This is a genomic window from Corynebacterium sp. zg254, from assembly GCF_024701495.1.
Classification (GTDB): Bacteria; Actinomycetota; Actinomycetes; order Mycobacteriales; family Mycobacteriaceae; genus Corynebacterium; species Corynebacterium zhongnanshanii.
The window spans coordinates 658,472-677,476 of the sequence record NZ_WIAR01000001.1 but is presented as its reverse complement, the minus strand read 5'-3'; the positions used below and the strand labels follow the sequence as shown (position 1 = coordinate 677,476).

The window sequence follows — 19,005 nt, the reverse complement described above, 5'->3', positions numbered from 1 at the left end:
TCCTTATGCGCGGGGAAGCGTGCGGTGGAGGGGATTGGTGCTGACGGGGGTGGGGCGCCGATTCCCGGATGCTGGCACGGAACTGACCACGTCAGGCGTGTGGGCGGTCTCCTTGGTGGCCGTGATGAGCGCGGAGTGCACCGGGTTGGACCGTGGCGTGGACGGCGCGCTGATGATTCGCGAGGCGGGAAGCGTGCACGTCGGGCACTCGATGCTTCGCTTGTTCTCCGCGATGGAAAACGGCCGTTCTGTCACGTGTCCTTCGGAGCAGCTGAATTCGTACCAGGGCATAAGGTCTCCTCACTGTCAGGCAAGATTGTTCTGTTGATATACATTCTTCCCCGGGTAAGGCCCCGTCGGGGTAAAAACGGCCGTGTTTTATCAGCAATTCACAGAAGCGCGCCCCACGTAATAGCGCCGATGTCCCGGCGAAACATGCGTGTAAAAAATAGGTGTTGTTACGCTGGGACGCATGGCCAAGAAGAAGTCCCGCCCCACGCCCGTTCCTCCCGAGCCGCTGCACCCGCTGTTCGACGCGCACACGCACCTGTATTCCACCGTGCGTAAGATCGTCGCCAGCCGCGGCGTGGAGATCAAGGGCCGGACGCTCACGGATGAGGAATACGCCGACGGCGTGCAGGAGATCATGGATCGCGCGCAGGCCGTGGGCGTGACACACGCGTGCACGGTGGGCGATGGCCTGGAGGAAACTGTCGCTGCCGTGCGCGCCGCGGAGATGGATCCGCGTGTCTATGCTGCCGTTGCCGTTCATCCGACGCTGGCCCACACCGTCACGGATCACGTAAAAACTCAGCTGGAGGGCTTGGCGGCCCACCCGCGCTGCGTGGCGATCGGGGAGACGGGCCTGGACGAGTACTGGATCGGAAAAGATGAGGGCACCGCCCCGCTGGAGGTACAGGAGGAGATCTTCCGCTGGCACATCGACCTGGCCGTGCGCACGGGCAAGGCGCTGATGATCCACAACAGGGAGGCAGACCAGAATCTCCTGCGCGTGCTGGACTATGCTCCAAAGCCCGAGACGGTCATCATGCACTGCTTTAGTTCACCGCTGGATGTGGCGCGGGAGTTCCTGGAGCGCGGCTATGTGCTGTCCTTCTGTGGCAACACCACGTTCAAGCGCAACGAGGAGTTGCGCCAGGCGGCAGCCGAGGCGCCGGAAGGGCATTTCCTGGTGGAGACGGATGCGCCGTTCATGACCCCGGAGCCGTTCCGGGGTGCGCGCAACGAGTCGGCGTATGTGGGCTACACGGCGCGCGTGGTGGCCGAGGCGCGCGGGTGCGCGCCGGAGGAGGTGGCGCAGCAGTCGTCGGAGACGGCGCGCCGGGTGTTCGGCCTGGCGTGAGTTCGGCCTAGCCTGAGTGTGGCTCAGCCCGATACTTATATCCTCACACCTTCCTGGGGGAGCGGATCCTGGGGCAAACGGGATCCGTGAACATTCCTGTGACTGCAGTTTTCGCGCGTGACGCACCCTGATGTGAATTGACCCATAATTATGTTTTAAGGTTTGGCGTTCAGGTTTTGTTACCGTATTGTTACCTTAGTTCACTTGTTCCTGGCTGCACCCTCACGCACCCAGCCTGGAGAAACACCACAGTAAGCGAATCACCGGAAGGTCCAACACATCGTGTCACCAAAGAAGAAGTCACGCCTGCACCGCATCAATAAGACCAGCAACACCCCCATGCGCGTGGCTACCGGCGGCATGTTGGCCACCCTGGTTGTTGGTGGTGGCGTGGCCGTCGCGGCCCACAAGAATGTTGTCCTGGACGTGGACGGCAAGATCATCAACGCCTCCACTATGTCCGGTGACGTGAAGGGCGCCCTCCAGGCCGCTGGCGTGGAGATCGACGATCAGGACCTGGTCACCCCGGCACTGTCCGAGTCCATCTCTGATAACTCCCACATCAAGGTTCGTTCCTCCCGCCAGGTTTCCCTGGTGATCGACGGTCAGACGCAGACCGTGAACACCACCGCGGACAACATCCGTGATCTGCTGAAGCAGATGGGACACAACGACGCCGAAAGTCTCCTCTCCTCCGGCGCCTCCAGCAAGATCCCAGTGGATGGCATGAACCTGGATATCACCACGTCCAAGAAGTTCACGCTGAACAACGGCGGAAAGCCAGGCACCTTGAGCCTGCCAGCCCGCACCGTGGGCGAGGCCCTGGCGATGCACGGCAAGCCTCTGGGACCTGAGGACGTGGTGGAGCCACCGGCGGACACCCCGCTGACCGAGGGCATGCACATCGATGTCTTCCGCGTCACCGAGGGCGAGGAGACCGTGGAGCAGGACATCCCAGCACCCGTGCGTTACGAAGACGATCCGGAGATGAACGAGGGCGAAGAGAAGGTCCTCGACCCAGGCACCCCAGGCCGCGAGAAGGTCACCTTCAACGTCCGTCGTGAAAACGATCAGGAAACGAAGCGCGATGTCCTGAACAAGGAAACCCTGACGGAGCCAAAGGAGTCCGTGGTTAAGCGCGGCACCAAGAAGGTTGCCACGGTGGCCGCTTCGAACACCGGCGCCGCCGCACCATCGGTGGCGAACGGCTCCGTGTGGGATGCCATCGCTCAGTGTGAGTCCGGTGGAAACTGGGCCATCAATACCGGCAACGGCTACCAGGGTGGCCTGCAGTTCTCCCCATCCACCTGGGCTGGCTTCGGTGGTACGGAGTACGCTCCGGCCGCTCACATGGCCACGCGCGAGCAGCAGATCGCTGTGGCTGAGCGTGTGCGTGCGTCCCAGGGCTGGGGCGCATGGCCGTCCTGCACCTCGAAGCTGGGTCTGCGCTAATAGCGCTTTTCATGCCGTGTGAAGCATAATGAGGGTTATGCCTTCTGCAGAAGAATCATCCTCCTCGCGCGTCCAGCTACTTGGCCCCCCGCAGGTGCGGGAACTCGCCGAGCAGCTGGATGTCTCGCCGACCAAAAAGCTAGGTCAGAACTTTGTGCACGACCCCAACACGGTGCGCAAAATCGTCGCCGCTGCAGAAGTGGGCCCGGCCGATCATGTGGTTGAAGTCGGGCCGGGGCTGGGCTCCCTCACCCTGGCCTTGATGGACGTGGTGCAGGGCGTGACCGCCGTGGAGATCGACGCCCGGCTTGCTCACCAACTGCCTCTCACCTGCGCGGACAGGGCCCCCGCCGTGGCGGATACCCTAAGTGTGCTGCACCAGGACGCGTTGGCCGTCGCGAAGGCGGACTTTGAGGCGGCAGACCAACCGATGCCGACCGCGCTGGTGGCGAACCTTCCTTACAACGTCTCTGTGCCGGTGCTGCTGCACCTGTTGGACGAGTTTCCCACGATCCACCGGGTGCTGGTGATGGTGCAGTTGGAGGTTGCCGACCGGCTGGCAGCCTCGCCGGGAAGCAAGATCTATGGTGTGCCGAGTGTGAAGGCTGGGTTCTATGGGTCGGTGACCCGGGCTGCCACCATCGGCAAGAATGTGTTCTGGCCCGCCCCGAAGATTGACTCGGGCCTGGTCCGCATGGACCGTTTCGATCCCCAGGACGCTCCGTGGGATGTGGACGATCAGCACCTGAAGAAGACCGTGTTTGCCCTGGCGGATGCTGCGTTCCTGCAGCGCCGCAAGACCTTGAGGGCGGCGTTGTCTAGCTACTTCGGTGGCGCCCAGGTAGCGGAGGACATGCTGGTGGCCGCAGACATCGACCCAAAGGAGCGGGGAGAGAAGCTCTCCACCGCGGACTTTGTGCGGCTGGCGCAGGCCGTGATCGCGAAGGAGTCCGCTGCCGGTTCCATAGACGGCTCTGGCGACCGTTCAGCTGCTGGTTCTGGTGGGAAGGAGCGAACCCGATGAGCGTTACTGCCGTGGCACATGGCAAGGTGAACCTCCATCTGGGCGTGGGGGACGTACGGCCCGATGGCTATCACGAGCTGACCACTATCTTTCAATCGCTGAACCTGCGCGAGCAGGTGCGGCTGTCCACTCCAGAGCCGGGCGAGGAACCGCAGCTGACCGTGGAGGGGCACAGCGCGCACCTCGTGCCCACGGACAGTTCCAACCTCGCGTGGCGCGCGGTGGAGCTGCTAGCGCAGCGCAGAGAGCAGTACCGCGGGCAGTACCACGCCGACGATGCTCCCGCATTCCCACACATTCACATCACGAAGGAAGTTCCCGTCGCCGGCGGGATGGCCGGTGGTTCGGCGGATGCGGCGGCGGCGTTGCGGGCCGGCGTCGAATATTTTGGGATGGATATTGACCAGCGCGAGTTAATGGGATTAGCCGCAACCCTCGGGGCGGACGTTCCATTCTGCCTGCTGGGTGGTACTGCCCTTGGTACTGGAAGGGGGGAGAAGCTGGTGAATGTGCCTACACGCGGGCAGTACCACTGGGCCATCGCGACGGATAAGCGGGGGCTGTCCACACCGACGGTGTTTGCGAAGCTCGACGAGCAGCGCGCGGCGAAGGACATGCCGCGGGCCGGGGCGCCTGATGGCGTGATGCAGGCGCTGCTCAGCGGGGATCCGCATCGGCTCGGGGCGCTGCTGGCCAACGATCTGCAGGCTCCTGCGATCAGCCTCATGCCCAGCTTGAGGGAGACGCTAGCGCAGGCGGCCGAGGCAGGTGCGATCGCGGCGATCGTCAGCGGATCCGGCCCCACCATCGCCATGCTGTGCGAGTCCGAGGAACACGCGGTGGACGTCGCCACGGCGGTGGCCGTGTCCGGCACCGCTAGCGCCACGGCCGTGACCAGTTCGCCGGGTGTGGGCGCGCATCTGATCTAAGGCGCGTGCACGTTCGGCACAGTTTGTACCCTTCCCAACACTCTTCCCCACAACCCCAGCGTTAGGAGACATGCCACGGTGGCAAACCTCATCAACCTCGAAAACGTCGATAAGTCCTACGGGCTCAAAACCCTGCTGTCGCAGGTCAGCCTGGGTGTGAACACGGGCGATCGTGTGGGCGTGGTGGGTCTCAACGGCGGTGGAAAGTCCACGCTGCTAAAGATCCTGGCGCAGACGGACACCCCGGATTCCGGCCGCGTGTCCCACAACAACGACCTGCGCATGGCGATGGTCACCCAAGACGTGCTGCGCGAGGCCGTGGTGGATGAGGCGCACGCGCACATGACTGTGGCGGACGCGATTCTGGCGCCGCTGGGGCTGGAGGTCTACGAGTGGGCGGGGAACTCGAAAGTGCGCGCCGTGTTGAATGGGCTGGGCATTCCGGAGCTGGGGCTGGACACGCGAGTGCGGGATCTGTCTGGTGGCGAGCGGCGCAGGACGGGCCTGGCGGCCGCGCTAGTGCAGGACCTGGACCTGCTGATCCTGGACGAGCCCACCAACCACCTGGACGTGGAGGGTGTGCAGTGGCTCGCTGATCATCTGTTGGGGCGGAACACCGCGCTGGTGGTGGTCACGCACGATCGTTGGTTCCTGGATACCGTCGCCACCACCACGTGGGAAGTGCACGACGGCACGGTGGACATTTACGAGGGCGGGTATAACGATTGGACGTTCGCCCGTGCCGAGCGCGCCCGGCAGGCCGATGCGGCGGAGCAACGCCGGCAGAACTTGGCGCGCAAGGAGCTGGCGTGGCTGCGCCGCGGGGCGCCGGCGCGCACCTCCAAGCCGCGCTACCGCATCGAGGCTGCCGAGGCCTTGATCTCGGACGTGCCGCCGGTGCGTGACTCGGTGGAGCTCATGGCTTTTTCGGCGCGCCGCCAGGGCAAGAAGGTTATCGAGCTGGAGGACGCCACGCTGTCCACGCCGGACGGCCGCGTGCTGATCCAGGACGTCACGTGGCGCCTAGGACCCGGCGAGCGCATCGGCCTGGTGGGTGTGAACGGCTCCGGCAAGACCACGCTACTGCGCGCCCTGGCCGGGGAAGCAGCTTTGGACTCCGGTAAGCGCATCGAGGGTCGGACCGTGCGCCTGGGCTGGCTGCGGCAGGAGTTGGATGATCTGGATCCCACCCGGCGCCTGCTGGACGCGGTGCAGGACGTGGCGAGCTATGTGATGTTCGGCGATAAGGAACTGTCCGCCTCCCAGCTGGCGGAGCGGCTGGGCTTCTCCGCGAAGCGCCAGCGCACCCCGGTGGGGGACCTGTCCGGTGGTGAGCGCCGCCGCCTGCAGCTCACGCGCGTGCTCATGGCCGAGCCGAACGTGTTGCTGCTGGACGAGCCCACCAATGACCTGGACATCGATACCCTCCAGGAGCTGGAGTCCCTCCTGGATGGTTGGCCCGGAACCATGGTGGTGATTTCCCACGACCGTTACCTGATTGAACGCGTGTGCGATAGCACGTGGGCTCTGTTTGGTGATGGAGCGCTCACCAATCTCCCCGGCGGTATTGAGCAGTATCTGCAGCGCCGTGCCGAGTTGCAGACTGCGGCGGGGCGCAACGATAACGTGCTGGACATCGGCGCGGAGCGCCAGGGCTCCGCGACCGCGGCTACCTCGTCGACGTCCGCCACCAGCTCCTCCAGCTCTTCGACCTCCGCCACCAGCCAGTCCAACAACGGCCTGAGCAGCCAAGAGGAACGCCAGCTGCATAAGGACATGAAGGCGCTGGAGCGCAAGCTCGCCAAGACGGAGCAGAAGATCGAGGACATCCATGCCCAGATGGCCGAGGCCGCCGACGTGTCCACCGGCGGCGCCGTCGATACTGAGCTGCTGAGCTTCCTCGATGCGCAATTGCAGGCCGCCACCGCCGAACGTGAGGAGTTGGAGATGCAGTGGCTTGAGTTCGGCGAGAAGCTCGAGGGCTAGCGATGGCGCGTGATAAGTGGGAGGCGCACGTCGATTCTGTGGGCCTGCTGGTCGGCGCGTTGATGTTTGCCCTGTCGCTGACCCCGTCTATTCTGCCGCGCGATTGGTTGTTCCAGGGGGTCTGCGCGGGCTTGTCCGCGGGGACGGGCTATGCCGTGGGTGTGTTTGTGCACTGGGTGTGGAATTCCTGGCTGGAGCGTCGTATGGAACCCCGCCTGGAGGAGTTCAAGGGTGTGGCCGAGCGGGGATTTGATGCGGGTGCTGCGTGGTTGTCCCGATATTCGACGCCGAAGCGCCCGTCAGACGAGGCTGTCACAAAACTGAAGACCATTGCCGAGGCGGTTTTAGTACTACTGGTAGTTGTAGCCCTGATTTTGTGGTCGCTGTTTGCCGTGCACTGGCAGCAGGAGGTCGCGGCACTGACGGATGCCGAGGCCTATAGCGCCGGGCAGTTTTTGTTGATACTGCCGGTAGGACTAGGCCTGTGGGCTCTGCTGGTGCTGGTGGGCAAGGGATTCTTGAAACTGGTGGATCGCCTGCAGCGCAGCCGCGTGGGTTCCAAGCTGGGGGAGAAGGGAAGCCAGATCTACGCCTGGATCGTGGCGTTCGTGCTGGTGTTGGTCCTGGTGGATTCCGTGCTGCCCGGTGCGATTGTGGGCGGTGCCGAGCGCGTGTTTTCCCTCAAGGACCAGCAGATCCGGGAGGATCTGGAGAGGCCGACGGTTCCGGAGCGTTCGGGCAGCACAGCGTCGGAAAATGCGTGGGAGGACCTGGGCGGCTATGGCACCCGGTTTACATCCCTGGGCCTGTATAAGGATGAGCTGGAGGAGCTCACCGGGCGGCCCTCGAAAGAACCCATCCGGGTGTACGCGGGCCTGAAGGCCGGGAAGGACGATGAGGAACGAGCCCAGTCCGTGGTCCGGGAGCTGGAACGCACGGGGGCGGCACACCGCAAGGCCTTGATGGTTGCCCCTGCCACGGGAACGGGCTGGGTGAACCCCACAGCAGCACAGGCCTTTGAGCTCCTCTTTGATGGTGACTCCGCCATCGCTTCTGCCCAGTACTCCTACCTTCCCAGCGTGGTGCAGCTGCTCGCCGACAGGGAGCGCGTGGAGGAAGCCGGCGCTGCCCTGGTCACGGCCGTGGTGGACTGGTGGCAAACGCTCCCAGAGAATGACCGCCCGAAGTTGTATGTCTATGGAGAGTCTCTGGGAACCTCGGCGGGGGCCGGCGCGTTTTCGGGCTTGCGGGACATCGTCTCCTCCGTGGACGGAGTGCTGTGGCTGGGTCCGCCAAACTCCAATACGTTGTGGCGGGATTTCGTGGACCGCAGGGATCCGGGCTCGCCGGAGGTGAGCCCGGAATATGCCGGCGGTTTGAGCGTGCGCTTTGCCCAGAATGAGGACGAGATCTGGCAGTGGCCGAAGGAAGACCCAGCCTTGGAGAGCCCCCATGGGTGGCGCTTCCCGCGCGTGCTGTTTATCCAGCACCCCTCGGATCCGGTGGTGTGGTGGTCGCCGCGACTACTGTTTGAGGAGCCGGATTGGCTGAAGGAGCCCCCTGGGTTTGACCGTTCCGCGTCCATGCATTGGATGCCGTTCGTGACCTTCTGGCAGGTCACGCTGGACTTGCCTGTGGCGGCCAATGTGCCGAACGGGCACGGGCACAATTATGGAAACTCGGTGCTGTCGGGGCTCATGGCTCTGGTGGGTGGAGAGGGATTCACCGAAGCGCGCCGGGATCGCCTGGAGGCGGAGCTCAATGCTGCGATGGCTCACCAGGGTCCGGAAAAGGAAGTGGGCGTGAAGCAGCCTTAGCCAGCATGCAGCCGTGACCAGAGTTGCCTCGCGCATGCTGGCAGCCGGGCTGGAGGATCGTTAGGCTGGGACGCATGATTTTGATTAACGTGAAGTTCCTGCCCAAGCCCGAGTTCGTGGACACTTTCCGCCAGCAGGTCACCGAGTTCACCGAGGCAACTCGCGCCGAAGAGGGTTGCCTGTGGTTCAACTGGTACCGCTCGGAGGAAAACCCCAACGAGTACCTGCTGTCTGAGGCTTTCAAGGACGGCCACGACGTAGCCCACGTGGAATCGGATCACTTCAAGAAGGCGTGCGAGGATCTGCCGAAGCTGCTCCTGGAGACCCCGGAGATCATCAACACCACCATCGAAGGAAAGACCGAGTGGGACCGCATGGCGGAGTTCCAGGTCTAAGCACTGTCTGCCTTACCTGTAAGCCGGCGAACGCTGACTTACAGGTGCATCACGCCCAGGAGCGTGAGAAGAATGGCGATGGCCCAATTGCACGTGCGCTCGTGGCGCTGGAGCACACGTTCAGGCAGCGGCTTCATCGCTGCCACCGCAATAAATAGGACGAGTGGGGTTGAGATCGCCAGGCTTGAATATGCCAGCGAGAAGTAGTGGGCCTGCAACTCCTCCTCGTTGCCCAGCGCATACATGATGCCGCCCCAGAAGGGCAGGGACGTCAAGGATTGGATCAGTCCGGTAAGAAACCCGAGGCCAAGAAGCGCGACAACATTGCGTGAAAAGGATCCCAAAAGCTATTCCGTTGGTCCCCATGAGTCACCCTCAGTAGGAATATGAAGGCAAACAGCAGAAGGTTGAGGGAATCGATGAGTGCGAAGGGGGCTACCGCACCAAGGAGGGAAAGGTTCATCGCTAAAAAGAATACGCGAGGTGAGCCGGATTGAGAATACGCGAGGCGGACCGGATTGGAGAGAATCCCCGGGTGGAATACAGTGAGAAGTATGAGCAAGCCTGCGAAACTAGACAAAGCCAAGTATGAAAAAGAGCTTGAACGCCTTCAAGCCGAGCTTGTAGAACTCCAGCAGTGGGTCGTAAAGACCGGAGCGCGTGTGGTGATCGTGATGGAGGGCCGCGACGCTGCGGGTAAGGGATCCGCCATCAAGCGCATCACCCAATACCTCAACCCACGAACCTGCCGCGTGGAAGCACTGCCCGCCCCGAACTCTCGGGAGCAGGGGCAGTGGTACTTCCAGCGCTACATTGAGAAGCTTCCGACCGCGGGTGAGATTGTGATCTTCGATCGCTCTTGGTACAACCGCGCTGGTGTGGAGCGCGTGATGGGCTTCTGCACCACCCAGGAATACCGCCGGTTCCTTCACCAGGCTCCCATTTTCGAGCGTTTGCTGGTGGAAGATGGCATCATCCTTCGGAAGTACTGGTTCTCCGTGTCCGACGAGGAGCAGATCAAGCGCTTCAAGTCCCGCCAATCCGATCCGCTGCGCCAGTGGAAGCTGTCTCCCATGGACCTGCAGTCCATCACCCGGTGGGAGGACTACTCGCGTGCGAAGGATGAGATGTTCGTGCACACGGACATCCCGTCCGCTCCGTGGTACACGGTGGAGTCCGAGGACAAGAAGCGCTCTCGCATCAACGTGATCAACCACCTGTTGAACACCATCCCGTGGGAGTACGTGGAGAAGAATGTTCCGTCGATCCCTGAGCGCCCGGAGAACAAGGACGACAAGTATGAGCGTCCAGCACGTACCAGCTTCCGTTATGTTCCGGACGCCGCCGCGGCGCTAGAGAAGAAGCCGAAGAAGTCTAAGAAGACTAAGAGCTCTAAGAAGTCCAAGAAGGCCAAGAAGTCCGAGCAGAAATAGTCTATTTTTGCCATCCGAACATCGTGAGTGTGCCACCATGGAAGGCATGATTACTCACGATGACTTCAGGGCATTCACACAGGGCCGGTGTGGCGTTATTGAACTCACCAGGAGCAAGGCCCTCAACAGTCTGACGGTAGACATGATCCGTGGTATCGATCAGGCGTTGGATCATTTCGAACAGGACAGCTCCGTCGACGTGATCGTCATCGCCTCCAGCACGGAGCGCGCCTTCTGCGCGGGAGGGGACGTCCGTTGGGTCCGGGAGCGGGACCTGGATGGAGACTTCGAGGCAGGCAATACCTTCTTTGAGGAAGAGTACCGCCTGAACTCCCGCATGGCGTCCTTCCCGAAGCCCCTGGTTGCCCTGCTCAATGGGGTAGTGATGGGCGGCGGCTTCGGCATCTCCGCGCACGGATCCCACCGCCTGGTCACCAGCACCACGCTGGGTGCGATGCCGGAGGCAGCGATTGGATTCGTGCCCGACGTCGGGATGTCGCACGTGCTGACGCACCTGCCCGTGGGCAAGGAAATCGGGGAGTTCATCGGGCTGACCGGATGGCGTTTGAGTCCAGCGGACATGCTGTGGACGGGGTTGGGAACTCATTTGGTGGAGAACCCGGCGTCGATTGTGGAGGAGCTTCGCGAGGACGACATTGAGCAGGTGCTGCAACGCCGAACCCTGCCGGTGGAGGACGCGGGCGAGAGCCAGTTGGCGCGCCACGCGGACTTCATCCGGGAAGCGTTGTCGCATGACTCGTGGGCGGAGGTGGAAGCCGCGCTGCGCGACGGCGTGAACAACGACGAGCTGAATGAAGAGTTCCGCAGCGCGCTGAAGGACCAGCTGGACTCGGCGAACCCTACCAGCCAGGTGGCGGGCTTTGAGATGTTTGAGCGCGCGGCGGCCGTGGATGTGGATACGGCGCTGCGCAACGAGCTGACCGTGGGGACCGCGCTGCGGCATCAGCCGAACTTCGCCGAGGGCGTGCGGGCTGTGCTAGTGGACAAGGACCGGACTGCGACGTTTGATCCGGCGGAGTCCTCGGCGGTGGACGCGGCGGCGTGGCGGGAGCTACTGGACTGAGCCGCGCTTCTGCACCCGCAACCACACCACAAACCCCCACACCACGAAGGCCCCGTAGACCACATACAGCGCCGCGGACGGGTAGTAGCCGGCTGTCAAGAGCAGCGGCACTCCCACGATGTCCACCGCGATCCACACCAACCAGAATTCCGTCCAGCCGCGCGCCATGCCGTAGGTGGCGAGGATGGAGCCGGTGAAAATCCAGGCGTCGGCCCACGGCCCCCAGCTGCCCAGCGCCTGAAACACCACCGCGCACACGCATGTGCACACCACCGCGAAGATCAGCATGCCGATGCGCTGGGATGTGCTGGCCCACCGGGGCTGCACGGCGGCGGTGGATTCCGCGGGTTCGGAGACAATCGAGCGGCTGGGGTCCGTGGTGTGCGATTCCCGCATGCCGCGCCGTTTCGCGCTGGACCAGCGCCACCATCCGTACGCGGAGACGATCAGGAACATCACCTGCCGCCCGGCCTGCCCGTAAAGGTCAAGGTCCTGGGGCGTGTGGAACAGCCCACCCATGAAGACCGTGAACAGCAGGATGTTGCCCACGATGCCCACGGGCCAGGCCCACACCACGCGCCGCATGCCGCCGATCGCGGAGGCTAGGCCGAAGGCGTTGCCGATGATCTCGCGCCACAGGATGGGCACGTCGCCCACGTAGGCGGTGGCGTTGAGCAGCGTGAGGAAGAGTGAGTCTGTCTCCATAACTCACACATTGTCCCCCGGGTGCTGCCGATTGTGGAAATCGGGCAACTCCCGGGGGACAGGTGCATCACAGGCGTGAGAGGCTATTTCCTAAAGTGAAAGCCCTTGCGGAGGCTATTGAATCCGTCGTGAATGAAACGCGCGGTGGCGGCAGCGTCAAGGCTGGGGTCCAGGTAGCGCATGCCCTGCACGGTGTCCGTGATGCTCATGGCGAAGGTCAGCAGCAGGAACCCCTGGAACTCGGGCAGCGTACCGTTGCTGCGTTCCTGCAGCGCCGCCACGAGGGGACGTAGCATGGCGAGTCCCTGCGGGTGCTCCGATTCCGTCATGGAGCCCGACGCCCCTGCGGGGGATTCCATCAACCCCTGATAGTAGGAGGCCAGATGGTTTCCCACCCGGGAGAGCGTGGACCAGCCGCGCAGGTCATCGGCGGGCCGGGCCATGAACTCCTCGATATAGGACTCCAGGGCCGTGATCGGATCGTGGTCCGCGGGCATGGCACGGATCGCGTCCGCCACCTGGGCCACGTAGTTCACGCAGAAGTGAATCAGGGCATCCTCGCGGTGGTGGAAATAGTTGTGGAACGTGCGCGGGGAGACAGTGGCCGCCTCCGCGATGGCTCCGATGGTGGCACCCTCGGCGCCGAGGGTGACGAACTTCTCCACGGCCGCGCGCGCGATCCGATCCTTCGTCTCTGCCTTTTTGCGTTCCCGAAGGCCCACGGTGGGCTGGGGCTGAGAGGGCGAATCCATCACAACACCTTAGCTTTCAGGGTGGGCTGTGTGGGCAGCACGCTGGGCGTCGGACTCAGATAATCCCTGCAGGGACTCACCTTCCACGTCCACGGAAGGAATGATTTTGTCCAGCCAGCGGGGGATCGCCCAGGCGCGTTCACCCAGCAGGAACATGGTGGCGGGGATGAGGACCATGCGGACGATGAAGGCGTCGAAGAACACGGCCACGGCCAGGGCAAATCCCATCACCTTGATGAACGGCTGGTCCAGGGTGGTGAACGCGGCGAACACGCTGATCATGATGAGGGCCGCGGCGGTGACCACGCGGGCTCCGTGCTTGAAGCCGTTGGCGGTGGCGTTTTGGGCGGTCTTGCCGTGCGCCCAGCCCTCGCGCATGCGGGTCACCAGGAACACCTGGTAGTCCATCGCCAGGCCGAAGACAATGCCGATCAGCATGATGGGCAGGAAGGAGACCAGCGGCTGAGGATCGTCGATCAGCCCCAGCATGCCCTCCTGCCACAGGCCCACGGTCACACCGAAGGTGGCGGCGACGGACAGGCCGAAGCCCAGGGCGGCCAGGAGTGGGACCCAGATGGAGCGGAACACAACCATGAGCAGCAGGAAGGCCAGGACCAGCACGATGGAGATGTACGGGATCAGGGCGTCCTGCAGCTGCTGGGAGATGTCCTCGAACATCGGGGTGATGCCGGTGATGGCGAAGGTGCCGCCGGTTTCTGCTTCGAAGGAGGCCTCGTGGGCGCGGAGGTTGTCCAGGACGTCGGCGGCGCGCTCGTCGGTGGCGCCGTACTTCGGGGTGATCATGATCTGCGCGGCGGTGCCCAGGTCTTGGGGATTCTTGGGGTCGCCGTTAGTGGCGGCCAGTTGGGCGTTGGCGATGCCGTCGGTGGACTGGAAGGTCTCCAGGGCCTTGGTGAGGACGGCTTGCTTGGCTTGGGCCTGCTTGGCGTCCCCGTACTCCACCAGCGCGATCATCGGCGCGTTGCGTCCGGCGCCGAAGCCCTCTTCGGTCATCTCGTAGGCCACGCGGTTCGGGGAGCCCTTGGCCATGGTGCCGTCGGTGGGCATGGCCAGGCGCAGGTTCGTGGCGGGAATGGCCAGCACGGCCAGCAGAGCCACGGAGGCGATGGCGAAGATCCAGGGGCGCGCGCGGATCATGCGCACCCACTTCAGGCCCATGGTGGGCGCTTCGTTCTCCGGGTCCGGTGCCTTCACGATCGGCGCGCGTCCCGCGAACAGTTTCGTGCCTAGCAGGCTCATGATGGCTGGCAGCAGGGACACGGAGATGATCACGGCCAGCGCCACGGTCACCGCGGCGGACAGCGCCATGGTGGTCAGGAACGGAATACCGATGATGGACAGCGCGGACAGCGCAATCAGCACGGTTAGTCCGGCGAACACCACCGCGGAGCCTGCCTTGCCCACGGCCAGGCCGGCCAGGTGTGCGCGGGTGGCGGCCGGGATAGTTTTCAGCTTGGCGGCCAGCTCCTTCGGGCTCAAGTCCTGCCCGCCCACGTGCGCGACCAGCTCGTTGCGGAAGCGTGCCAGGATGAACAGGGCGTAGTCGATGCCCACGGCCAGGCCGATCATGGAGGCCAGGGTGGGGGTCATGGAGGACACGCTGTCGATGAACGCGGTGGAGGCGAACACCAGCCCCGTGCCCATCGCCACGCCGATCACCGCAGTGACGAGCGGCAGCCCCGCGGCCACGAACGCGCCGAACGTGGCGATCAACACGATGGCCGCCACAGCCAGGCCGATCAGCTCGGAGGTCATGTCCATCTCTGCGTTCTGGAAGGCGTTGCCGGACCAGCCCGCGGTGAGGTTACCCTGGTTCGCCTCCACGGTGGCGGCGAAGTCTTCCTTGTCCGCCAGTGGCACGTCTGCGCTGCTGTCGGCGGTGAACGTTACGGAGATGGTGCCGATGCGCTGGTCCTCGGACAGCGGGGATAGCGCTGCGATGTCCTGCGCGATCTGCTCCTCCGGCATCCCTTGGGCCTTCTTGGCTTCGGTCAGCTGCTGCGTCATGCCTTGGGCGGCCATGACGGGGGAGACTAGCTCGTCTGTGTTGGCCAGGTAGTCCTTGGTTTTCAGCTGCTCCAGCAGGTGGTCCACGGTTGTGGCCACGGACTCATCGGCCAGGGTTTTCCCGTCGGGGGCGCGGACCACCAGCGTGCCGGTGGGCGCGTCTAGGGATTGCCCTTGGGCGTTCGGGAACTCCTCTTGCAGGCGTTCCATGGTATCCACGGATTCTAGGCCGGGGATGGTGAAGTTGTCGTCGGTGGGTTTCTGGAGTGTGGCCGCTGCGGTGCCGACTCCAATGATGAGGATCAGCCACGCGGCCAGGAAGCGCCATTTATGTGCGTAGGCGCTTCTGCCGAGGCGGTAGAGGAACTGAGCCATGAGTGTCCTTGTGGGATCGTATGTTTATGCTTGACCCGCGCAAGTTTACCGACGCGATGCAATTTTGCGCAACCTCTGCAATATTTTTTATTTCGACGCCCAGCGCGCATTCCTCCGCCGCGCGCTAATCAGCGACCAGTGTGAACAGCTCGAACTCGGGGTGCTCCTTTTCGATGAACGCTAGCTTCCACTTATCGCCGAACAGCGCGATCAGTTCGCCATCGGTGCGTGTGAAGATCTCCACACCGCGTTGCTTGGCCAGCTCCGGGGCGGTCTCCGGGGTGGTGCGGCGAGCCACCGAGTACGGCACGGGCTCAGCCACGGTCTCCACGTTGTATTCCACATCCATGCGAGCCATCATCACCTCGAACTGCATGGGGCCCACGGCTGCCATGACGGGGGCGGCGTCGCCACGGGCGTCATTGCGCAGGATCTGGACCACGCCCTCGCTGGCCAATTGGTCCAGGGCCTTGCGGAACTGCTTGTACTTGCCCAGGGACTTGGCGCGCAGGGTGCGGAAGTGCTCGGGGGCGAACTGAGGCATCGGTGGGAACTGGACTTTCTTGCCCGCGTAGATGGTGTCACCCGGAGCCAGGGAGCCCGCGTTCACCAGTCCCACGATGTCGCCCGGGTAGGCCGCGTCCACGGTGGAGCGCGTGCGGCCGAACACGGTCAGGGCGTACTTCGTGGAGAAGGAACGGCCGGACTGCGCGTGCGTGACCTGCATGCCGCGCTCAAAGGTGCCGGAGACCACGCGCATGAATGCCAGAGAGTCGCGGTGGTTGCGGTCCATGCCGGCCTGCACCTTGAACACCACGCCGGAGAACTCGTCGCCCGGCTCGCGGTGCTCATCCACGGCCGCGGTGTTGCCACCGGCTGCGGCCTCTACGACGGCCGGGTCTGAGTCGCGGCCGGAGGGCTTCGGAGCCAGCGCGCACAGGGTGTCCAGGATCTGGTGCACGCCGAAGTTCAGCATCGCCGAGGCGAAGATCATGGGGGAGGTGGTGCAGTTCAGGAACAGCTCCTGGTCGTGCAGCGCCCCGTCCATTGCCAGCAGCTCCACCTCTTCGGCGGCGGTGGTCCAGGCCTCTTCTTCCTTCTCTTCTGCCTGCTCTGGGGTGTAGTGCTCCTCGGGTGCGATGGTGGAGCCACCCGCGGTGCGCAGGAAGTGGATGTATTCTTCGGCCTCGCCATCGTCGTTGATGCGGGCGAGGCCGCGGAAGTCCCCGGCCTCGCCGACGGGCCAGAACAGGGGAGTGGGCTGCAGCTGGATCTCGTTGACGATCTCATCCACCAGCTCCAGTGGGGTGCGGCCCACGCGGTCCCATTTGTTCACCACGGTCACGATGGGGAGGCCGCGGGCCTTGCACACGCGGAAGAGCTTCAGAGTCTGCGGCTCCAGGCCCTTCGCGCCGTCGATGAGCATCACGGCGGCATCCACCGCGGAGAGCACACGGTACGTGTCCTCGGAAAAGTCCGCGTGACCAGGGGTATCCACCAGGTTGATCATGTACGGCTCGCCCGTGTGCCCCTCCGGGGCGTACTCGAACTGCAGGGCCGAGGACGCAATGGAAATACCGCGGTCCTTTTCCATCTCCATCCAGTCGGACACCGTGGACTTGCGGTTTCCCTTGCCGTGCACGGCGCCGGCCTCGTTGATGACGTGCGCGTGGAGAGCTAACGCCTCGGTGAGGGTGGACTTACCGGCGTCTGGGTGGGCGATGACAGCGAAAGTGCGGCGGCGATTGGCCTCGGATGCAACAGCGGGGGAATTCATAACCCCGCTATCTTAACAGGCCATGAGGGGTTTCACGTGCGGCGCTTTAGGCGTTCTTGCGGCGCGCGTGTGCTTCGCGTCCGTGTAGCGGCCCTCGGCGCGAAGCCGCACGCGTGCTTGTGCCGTGATCCTGGCTACGTGTTCTTGTGTCGCGTGTGAATATCGTTGCGCGCGATGTCGGGGCCATGAGCCACGATCAAGCGCGCAGCATCCGCCGCATCTGTCAGCGCGGTGTCCATCCAACCATCCTCTGGGTCGGTGTCCTGCGGCTCGAATGCGGTCAGCACATAGTCAATGACCGGTGTGCCCTTCGGCGGGCGGCCAATGCCGATGCGCACGCGGACGTAGAGCTGAGTGCCCAGGTGCTCCGTCATGGAGCGCAGACCATTGTGTCCGCCCTCGCCGCCCTTTGCCTTGATGCGCACTTGACCAGCGGCGATGTCCAGCTCATCGTGCAGGACGATCACCCGCTCCGAAGGTAGCTCCAGAGCCTTGGCGATGGGGCCCACGGCCTTGCCGGAATCGTTCATGTAGGTGGTGGAGCGGACCAGCAACACAGAGGTGCCGGGCTTCTCACCAGCTCTTTCAGTGCTCTTCTCGTCTGCGTTGCCAGATTTCGCGCCGAGCGTCTCGCTGAACCTCGAGCTGGCTTTTCCAGAGGCCATCGTCACTGGAGCCACCTGGGCGGGCACGCCGTGCAGCGGAATCCACTGCGCGCCGTGCTCCTGCAGCAGCTCGTCGACCGGCCAGTAGCCGATATTGTGGCGGGTGCCGGCGTACTTGGAGCCGGGGTTGCCCAGGCCGATGATGACCCACTCAGGCTTGAGGTCCTTCAGTTGCTCCAGCGTCAGCTGGCTGGGACGCTTCGAGGCGGCAGCGCGGTCAGTGCCGGCTGCACCACTGGTCGCACCACTGCTCAATGACTCAGCAGAAGAGTCACCCGATGGGCGAAGGCGGCGGAAAAGAGAAGAGAAAAAACTCACGAGACTCAACCTTAGAGGCCACGAATCAGGCGTTCAATATGATCGGCGGCGTCCGCGCACATGATGGCCACATCCGCAGCCTCGCCACGAGGGAACGGTTTGAGCACGTAGGCCGCGGGGTCCATGCGGCCCGGAGGACGTCCGATGCCGCAGCTCACGCGCCAATAGTCCTTGGTACCCAAGGCCTTGGAGATGTCCTTCAGGCCATTGTGTCCCTTATCGCCACCGCCCTGGCGCAGGGTGACGTGGCCGGAGTCCAGTTCCAGCTCGTCGTGAACCACGATGATGCGCTCGGCAGGAACCTTGTAGAAGTTGGCCAGAGCTTTCGTGGGGCCGCCGCTTAGGTTCATGAAGGTGCGGGGCCGCGCCAGGATCAGGGTGGGCAGGGGAGGCTGGGTGATCTGCGCGACATCTGCGTTAGCGCGCTTGTTGGTGGAGAAGTTCGCCGCTGGGATCTGGCGATCTGCGATCTCGTCCAGAGCCATCCGGCCAATGTTGTGGCGCGTGCCCGCATACTTGTCGCCGGGGTTCCCGAGGCCAATCACCAGCCATGGGCCCGAGGAGCTGGAAGTGCTTCCCGGGCTCGCTTGGCCGGCCGACTTCCCGTGGTTCGCTGTGCTCCCAGCCTTCCCTTGGCGGGGATTCTTTTTCTGCTGTGCTGCAGGGCTCATGTCACACGATCCTACTGGGGGAGAGGTGCAACTCCTGCACAGCCCCACAGCTCACAACTCTTCTCAGCACAATCCGCGCAAACCCTTTCCCGGATCGAGGGCAAAGTGTAGTGATTTCCGCCAAATCACAGCAGTTTGCCCTCGATCCGGGAAGCCCCTGTCCCTATCTAGAACACCATCACCCCTCAAAGGGGATACTTCGGTCCCGGCCGACAACGTATGTGTGCATTG

Annotated in this window: 17 protein-coding genes; 9 read left to right on the top strand and 8 right to left on the bottom strand. The window is 63.8% G+C overall.

The window, feature by feature from the left end:
* Positions 1-3 precede the first annotated feature (3 nt).
* Positions 4-291 (bottom strand): FmdB family zinc ribbon protein, encoded by a 288-nt coding sequence (locus GC425_RS03095; protein WP_151841961.1) that lies wholly within the window; start codon positions 289-291, stop codon positions 4-6.
* Between the two features lie 181 nt (positions 292-472).
* Here GC425_RS03095 and GC425_RS03090 point away from each other — a divergent pair, with 181 nt between their 5' ends.
* The 7 genes from GC425_RS03090 (at position 473) to GC425_RS03055 (ending at position 8,966) form a co-directional block, all read left to right on the top strand.
* A complete protein-coding gene (locus GC425_RS03090) occupies positions 473-1,363 on the top strand; it encodes a TatD family hydrolase (protein WP_257821925.1) in 891 nt (296 codons plus the stop codon).
* Between the two features lie 282 nt (positions 1,364-1,645).
* On the top strand, positions 1,646-2,815 hold the full coding sequence (locus GC425_RS03085; protein ID WP_308240236.1) for a transglycosylase family protein: 1,170 nt from the start codon (positions 1,646-1,648) through the stop codon (positions 2,813-2,815).
* 37 nt (positions 2,816-2,852) lie between these two features.
* Positions 2,853-3,839, top strand: coding sequence for a 16S rRNA (adenine(1518)-N(6)/adenine(1519)-N(6))-dimethyltransferase RsmA (gene rsmA, locus GC425_RS03075; protein ID WP_257821923.1), 987 nt, complete (start codon positions 2,853-2,855; stop codon positions 3,837-3,839).
* Positions 3,836-4,768, top strand: coding sequence for a 4-(cytidine 5'-diphospho)-2-C-methyl-D-erythritol kinase (locus GC425_RS03070; RefSeq protein WP_257821921.1), 933 nt, complete (start codon positions 3,836-3,838; stop codon positions 4,766-4,768). The genes rsmA and GC425_RS03070 overlap by 4 nt, the downstream gene beginning before the upstream one ends.
* A gap of 78 nt (positions 4,769-4,846) precedes the next feature.
* The gene (locus GC425_RS03065) at positions 4,847-6,754 is read left to right on the top strand and encodes an ABC-F family ATP-binding cassette domain-containing protein (RefSeq protein ID WP_257821919.1); all 1,908 of its coding nucleotides are present in this window, start codon (positions 4,847-4,849) and stop codon (positions 6,752-6,754) included.
* A 2-nt stretch (positions 6,755-6,756) separates the two neighbouring features.
* Entirely contained in the window at positions 6,757-8,571 is a 1,815-nt protein-coding gene (locus GC425_RS03060; RefSeq protein WP_151841955.1) for an alpha/beta-hydrolase family protein, read from the top strand.
* Positions 8,572-8,645: 74 nt separating this feature from the next.
* On the top strand, positions 8,646-8,966 hold the full coding sequence (locus tag GC425_RS03055) for a putative quinol monooxygenase (protein ID WP_257821916.1): 321 nt from the start codon (positions 8,646-8,648) through the stop codon (positions 8,964-8,966).
* Between the two features lie 38 nt (positions 8,967-9,004).
* Here GC425_RS03055 and GC425_RS03050 read toward each other — a convergent pair whose 3' ends face one another.
* Positions 9,005-9,310, bottom strand: coding sequence for a hypothetical protein (locus GC425_RS03050; RefSeq protein WP_257821914.1), 306 nt, complete (start codon positions 9,308-9,310; stop codon positions 9,005-9,007).
* A gap of 210 nt (positions 9,311-9,520) precedes the next feature.
* Here GC425_RS03050 and ppk2 point away from each other — a divergent pair, with 210 nt between their 5' ends.
* Together ppk2 and GC425_RS03040 are read left to right on the top strand one after the other, a co-directional pair.
* Complete coding sequence (gene ppk2 / locus GC425_RS03045; protein WP_151841952.1) at positions 9,521-10,399, top strand: polyphosphate kinase 2; 879 nt, start codon at positions 9,521-9,523, stop codon at positions 10,397-10,399.
* A gap of 46 nt (positions 10,400-10,445) precedes the next feature.
* The gene (locus GC425_RS03040; RefSeq protein ID WP_257821911.1) at positions 10,446-11,483 is read left to right on the top strand and encodes a 3-hydroxyisobutyryl-CoA hydrolase; all 1,038 of its coding nucleotides are present in this window, start codon (positions 10,446-10,448) and stop codon (positions 11,481-11,483) included.
* Here the strand turns inward: GC425_RS03040 and GC425_RS03035 are convergent.
* The 6 genes from GC425_RS03035 to pth (GC425_RS03010) form a co-directional block, all read right to left on the bottom strand.
* The gene (locus GC425_RS03035) at positions 11,472-12,188 is read right to left on the bottom strand and encodes a nicotinamide riboside transporter PnuC (RefSeq protein WP_257821909.1); all 717 of its coding nucleotides are present in this window, start codon (positions 12,186-12,188) and stop codon (positions 11,472-11,474) included. The two genes, GC425_RS03040 and GC425_RS03035, sit on opposite strands and share 12 nt — an antisense overlap.
* 83 nt (positions 12,189-12,271) lie before the next feature.
* The gene (locus GC425_RS03030; RefSeq protein WP_257821907.1) at positions 12,272-12,940 is read right to left on the bottom strand and encodes a TetR/AcrR family transcriptional regulator; all 669 of its coding nucleotides are present in this window, start codon (positions 12,938-12,940) and stop codon (positions 12,272-12,274) included.
* Positions 12,941-12,949: 9 nt separating this feature from the next.
* On the bottom strand, positions 12,950-15,343 hold the full coding sequence (locus GC425_RS03025; RefSeq protein ID WP_257821905.1) for an MMPL family transporter: 2,394 nt from the start codon (positions 15,341-15,343) through the stop codon (positions 12,950-12,952).
* A gap of 124 nt (positions 15,344-15,467) precedes the next feature.
* The gene (locus tag GC425_RS03020; RefSeq protein ID WP_257821903.1) at positions 15,468-17,120 is read right to left on the bottom strand and encodes a peptide chain release factor 3; all 1,653 of its coding nucleotides are present in this window, start codon (positions 17,118-17,120) and stop codon (positions 15,468-15,470) included.
* A gap of 134 nt (positions 17,121-17,254) precedes the next feature.
* Complete coding sequence (gene pth / locus GC425_RS03015; protein WP_374707626.1) at positions 17,255-18,103, bottom strand: aminoacyl-tRNA hydrolase; 849 nt, start codon at positions 18,101-18,103, stop codon at positions 17,255-17,257.
* A gap of 11 nt (positions 18,104-18,114) precedes the next feature.
* A complete protein-coding gene (gene pth / locus GC425_RS03010; protein WP_151843870.1) occupies positions 18,115-18,774 on the bottom strand; it encodes an aminoacyl-tRNA hydrolase in 660 nt (219 codons plus the stop codon).
* Positions 18,775-19,005 lie beyond the last annotated feature (231 nt).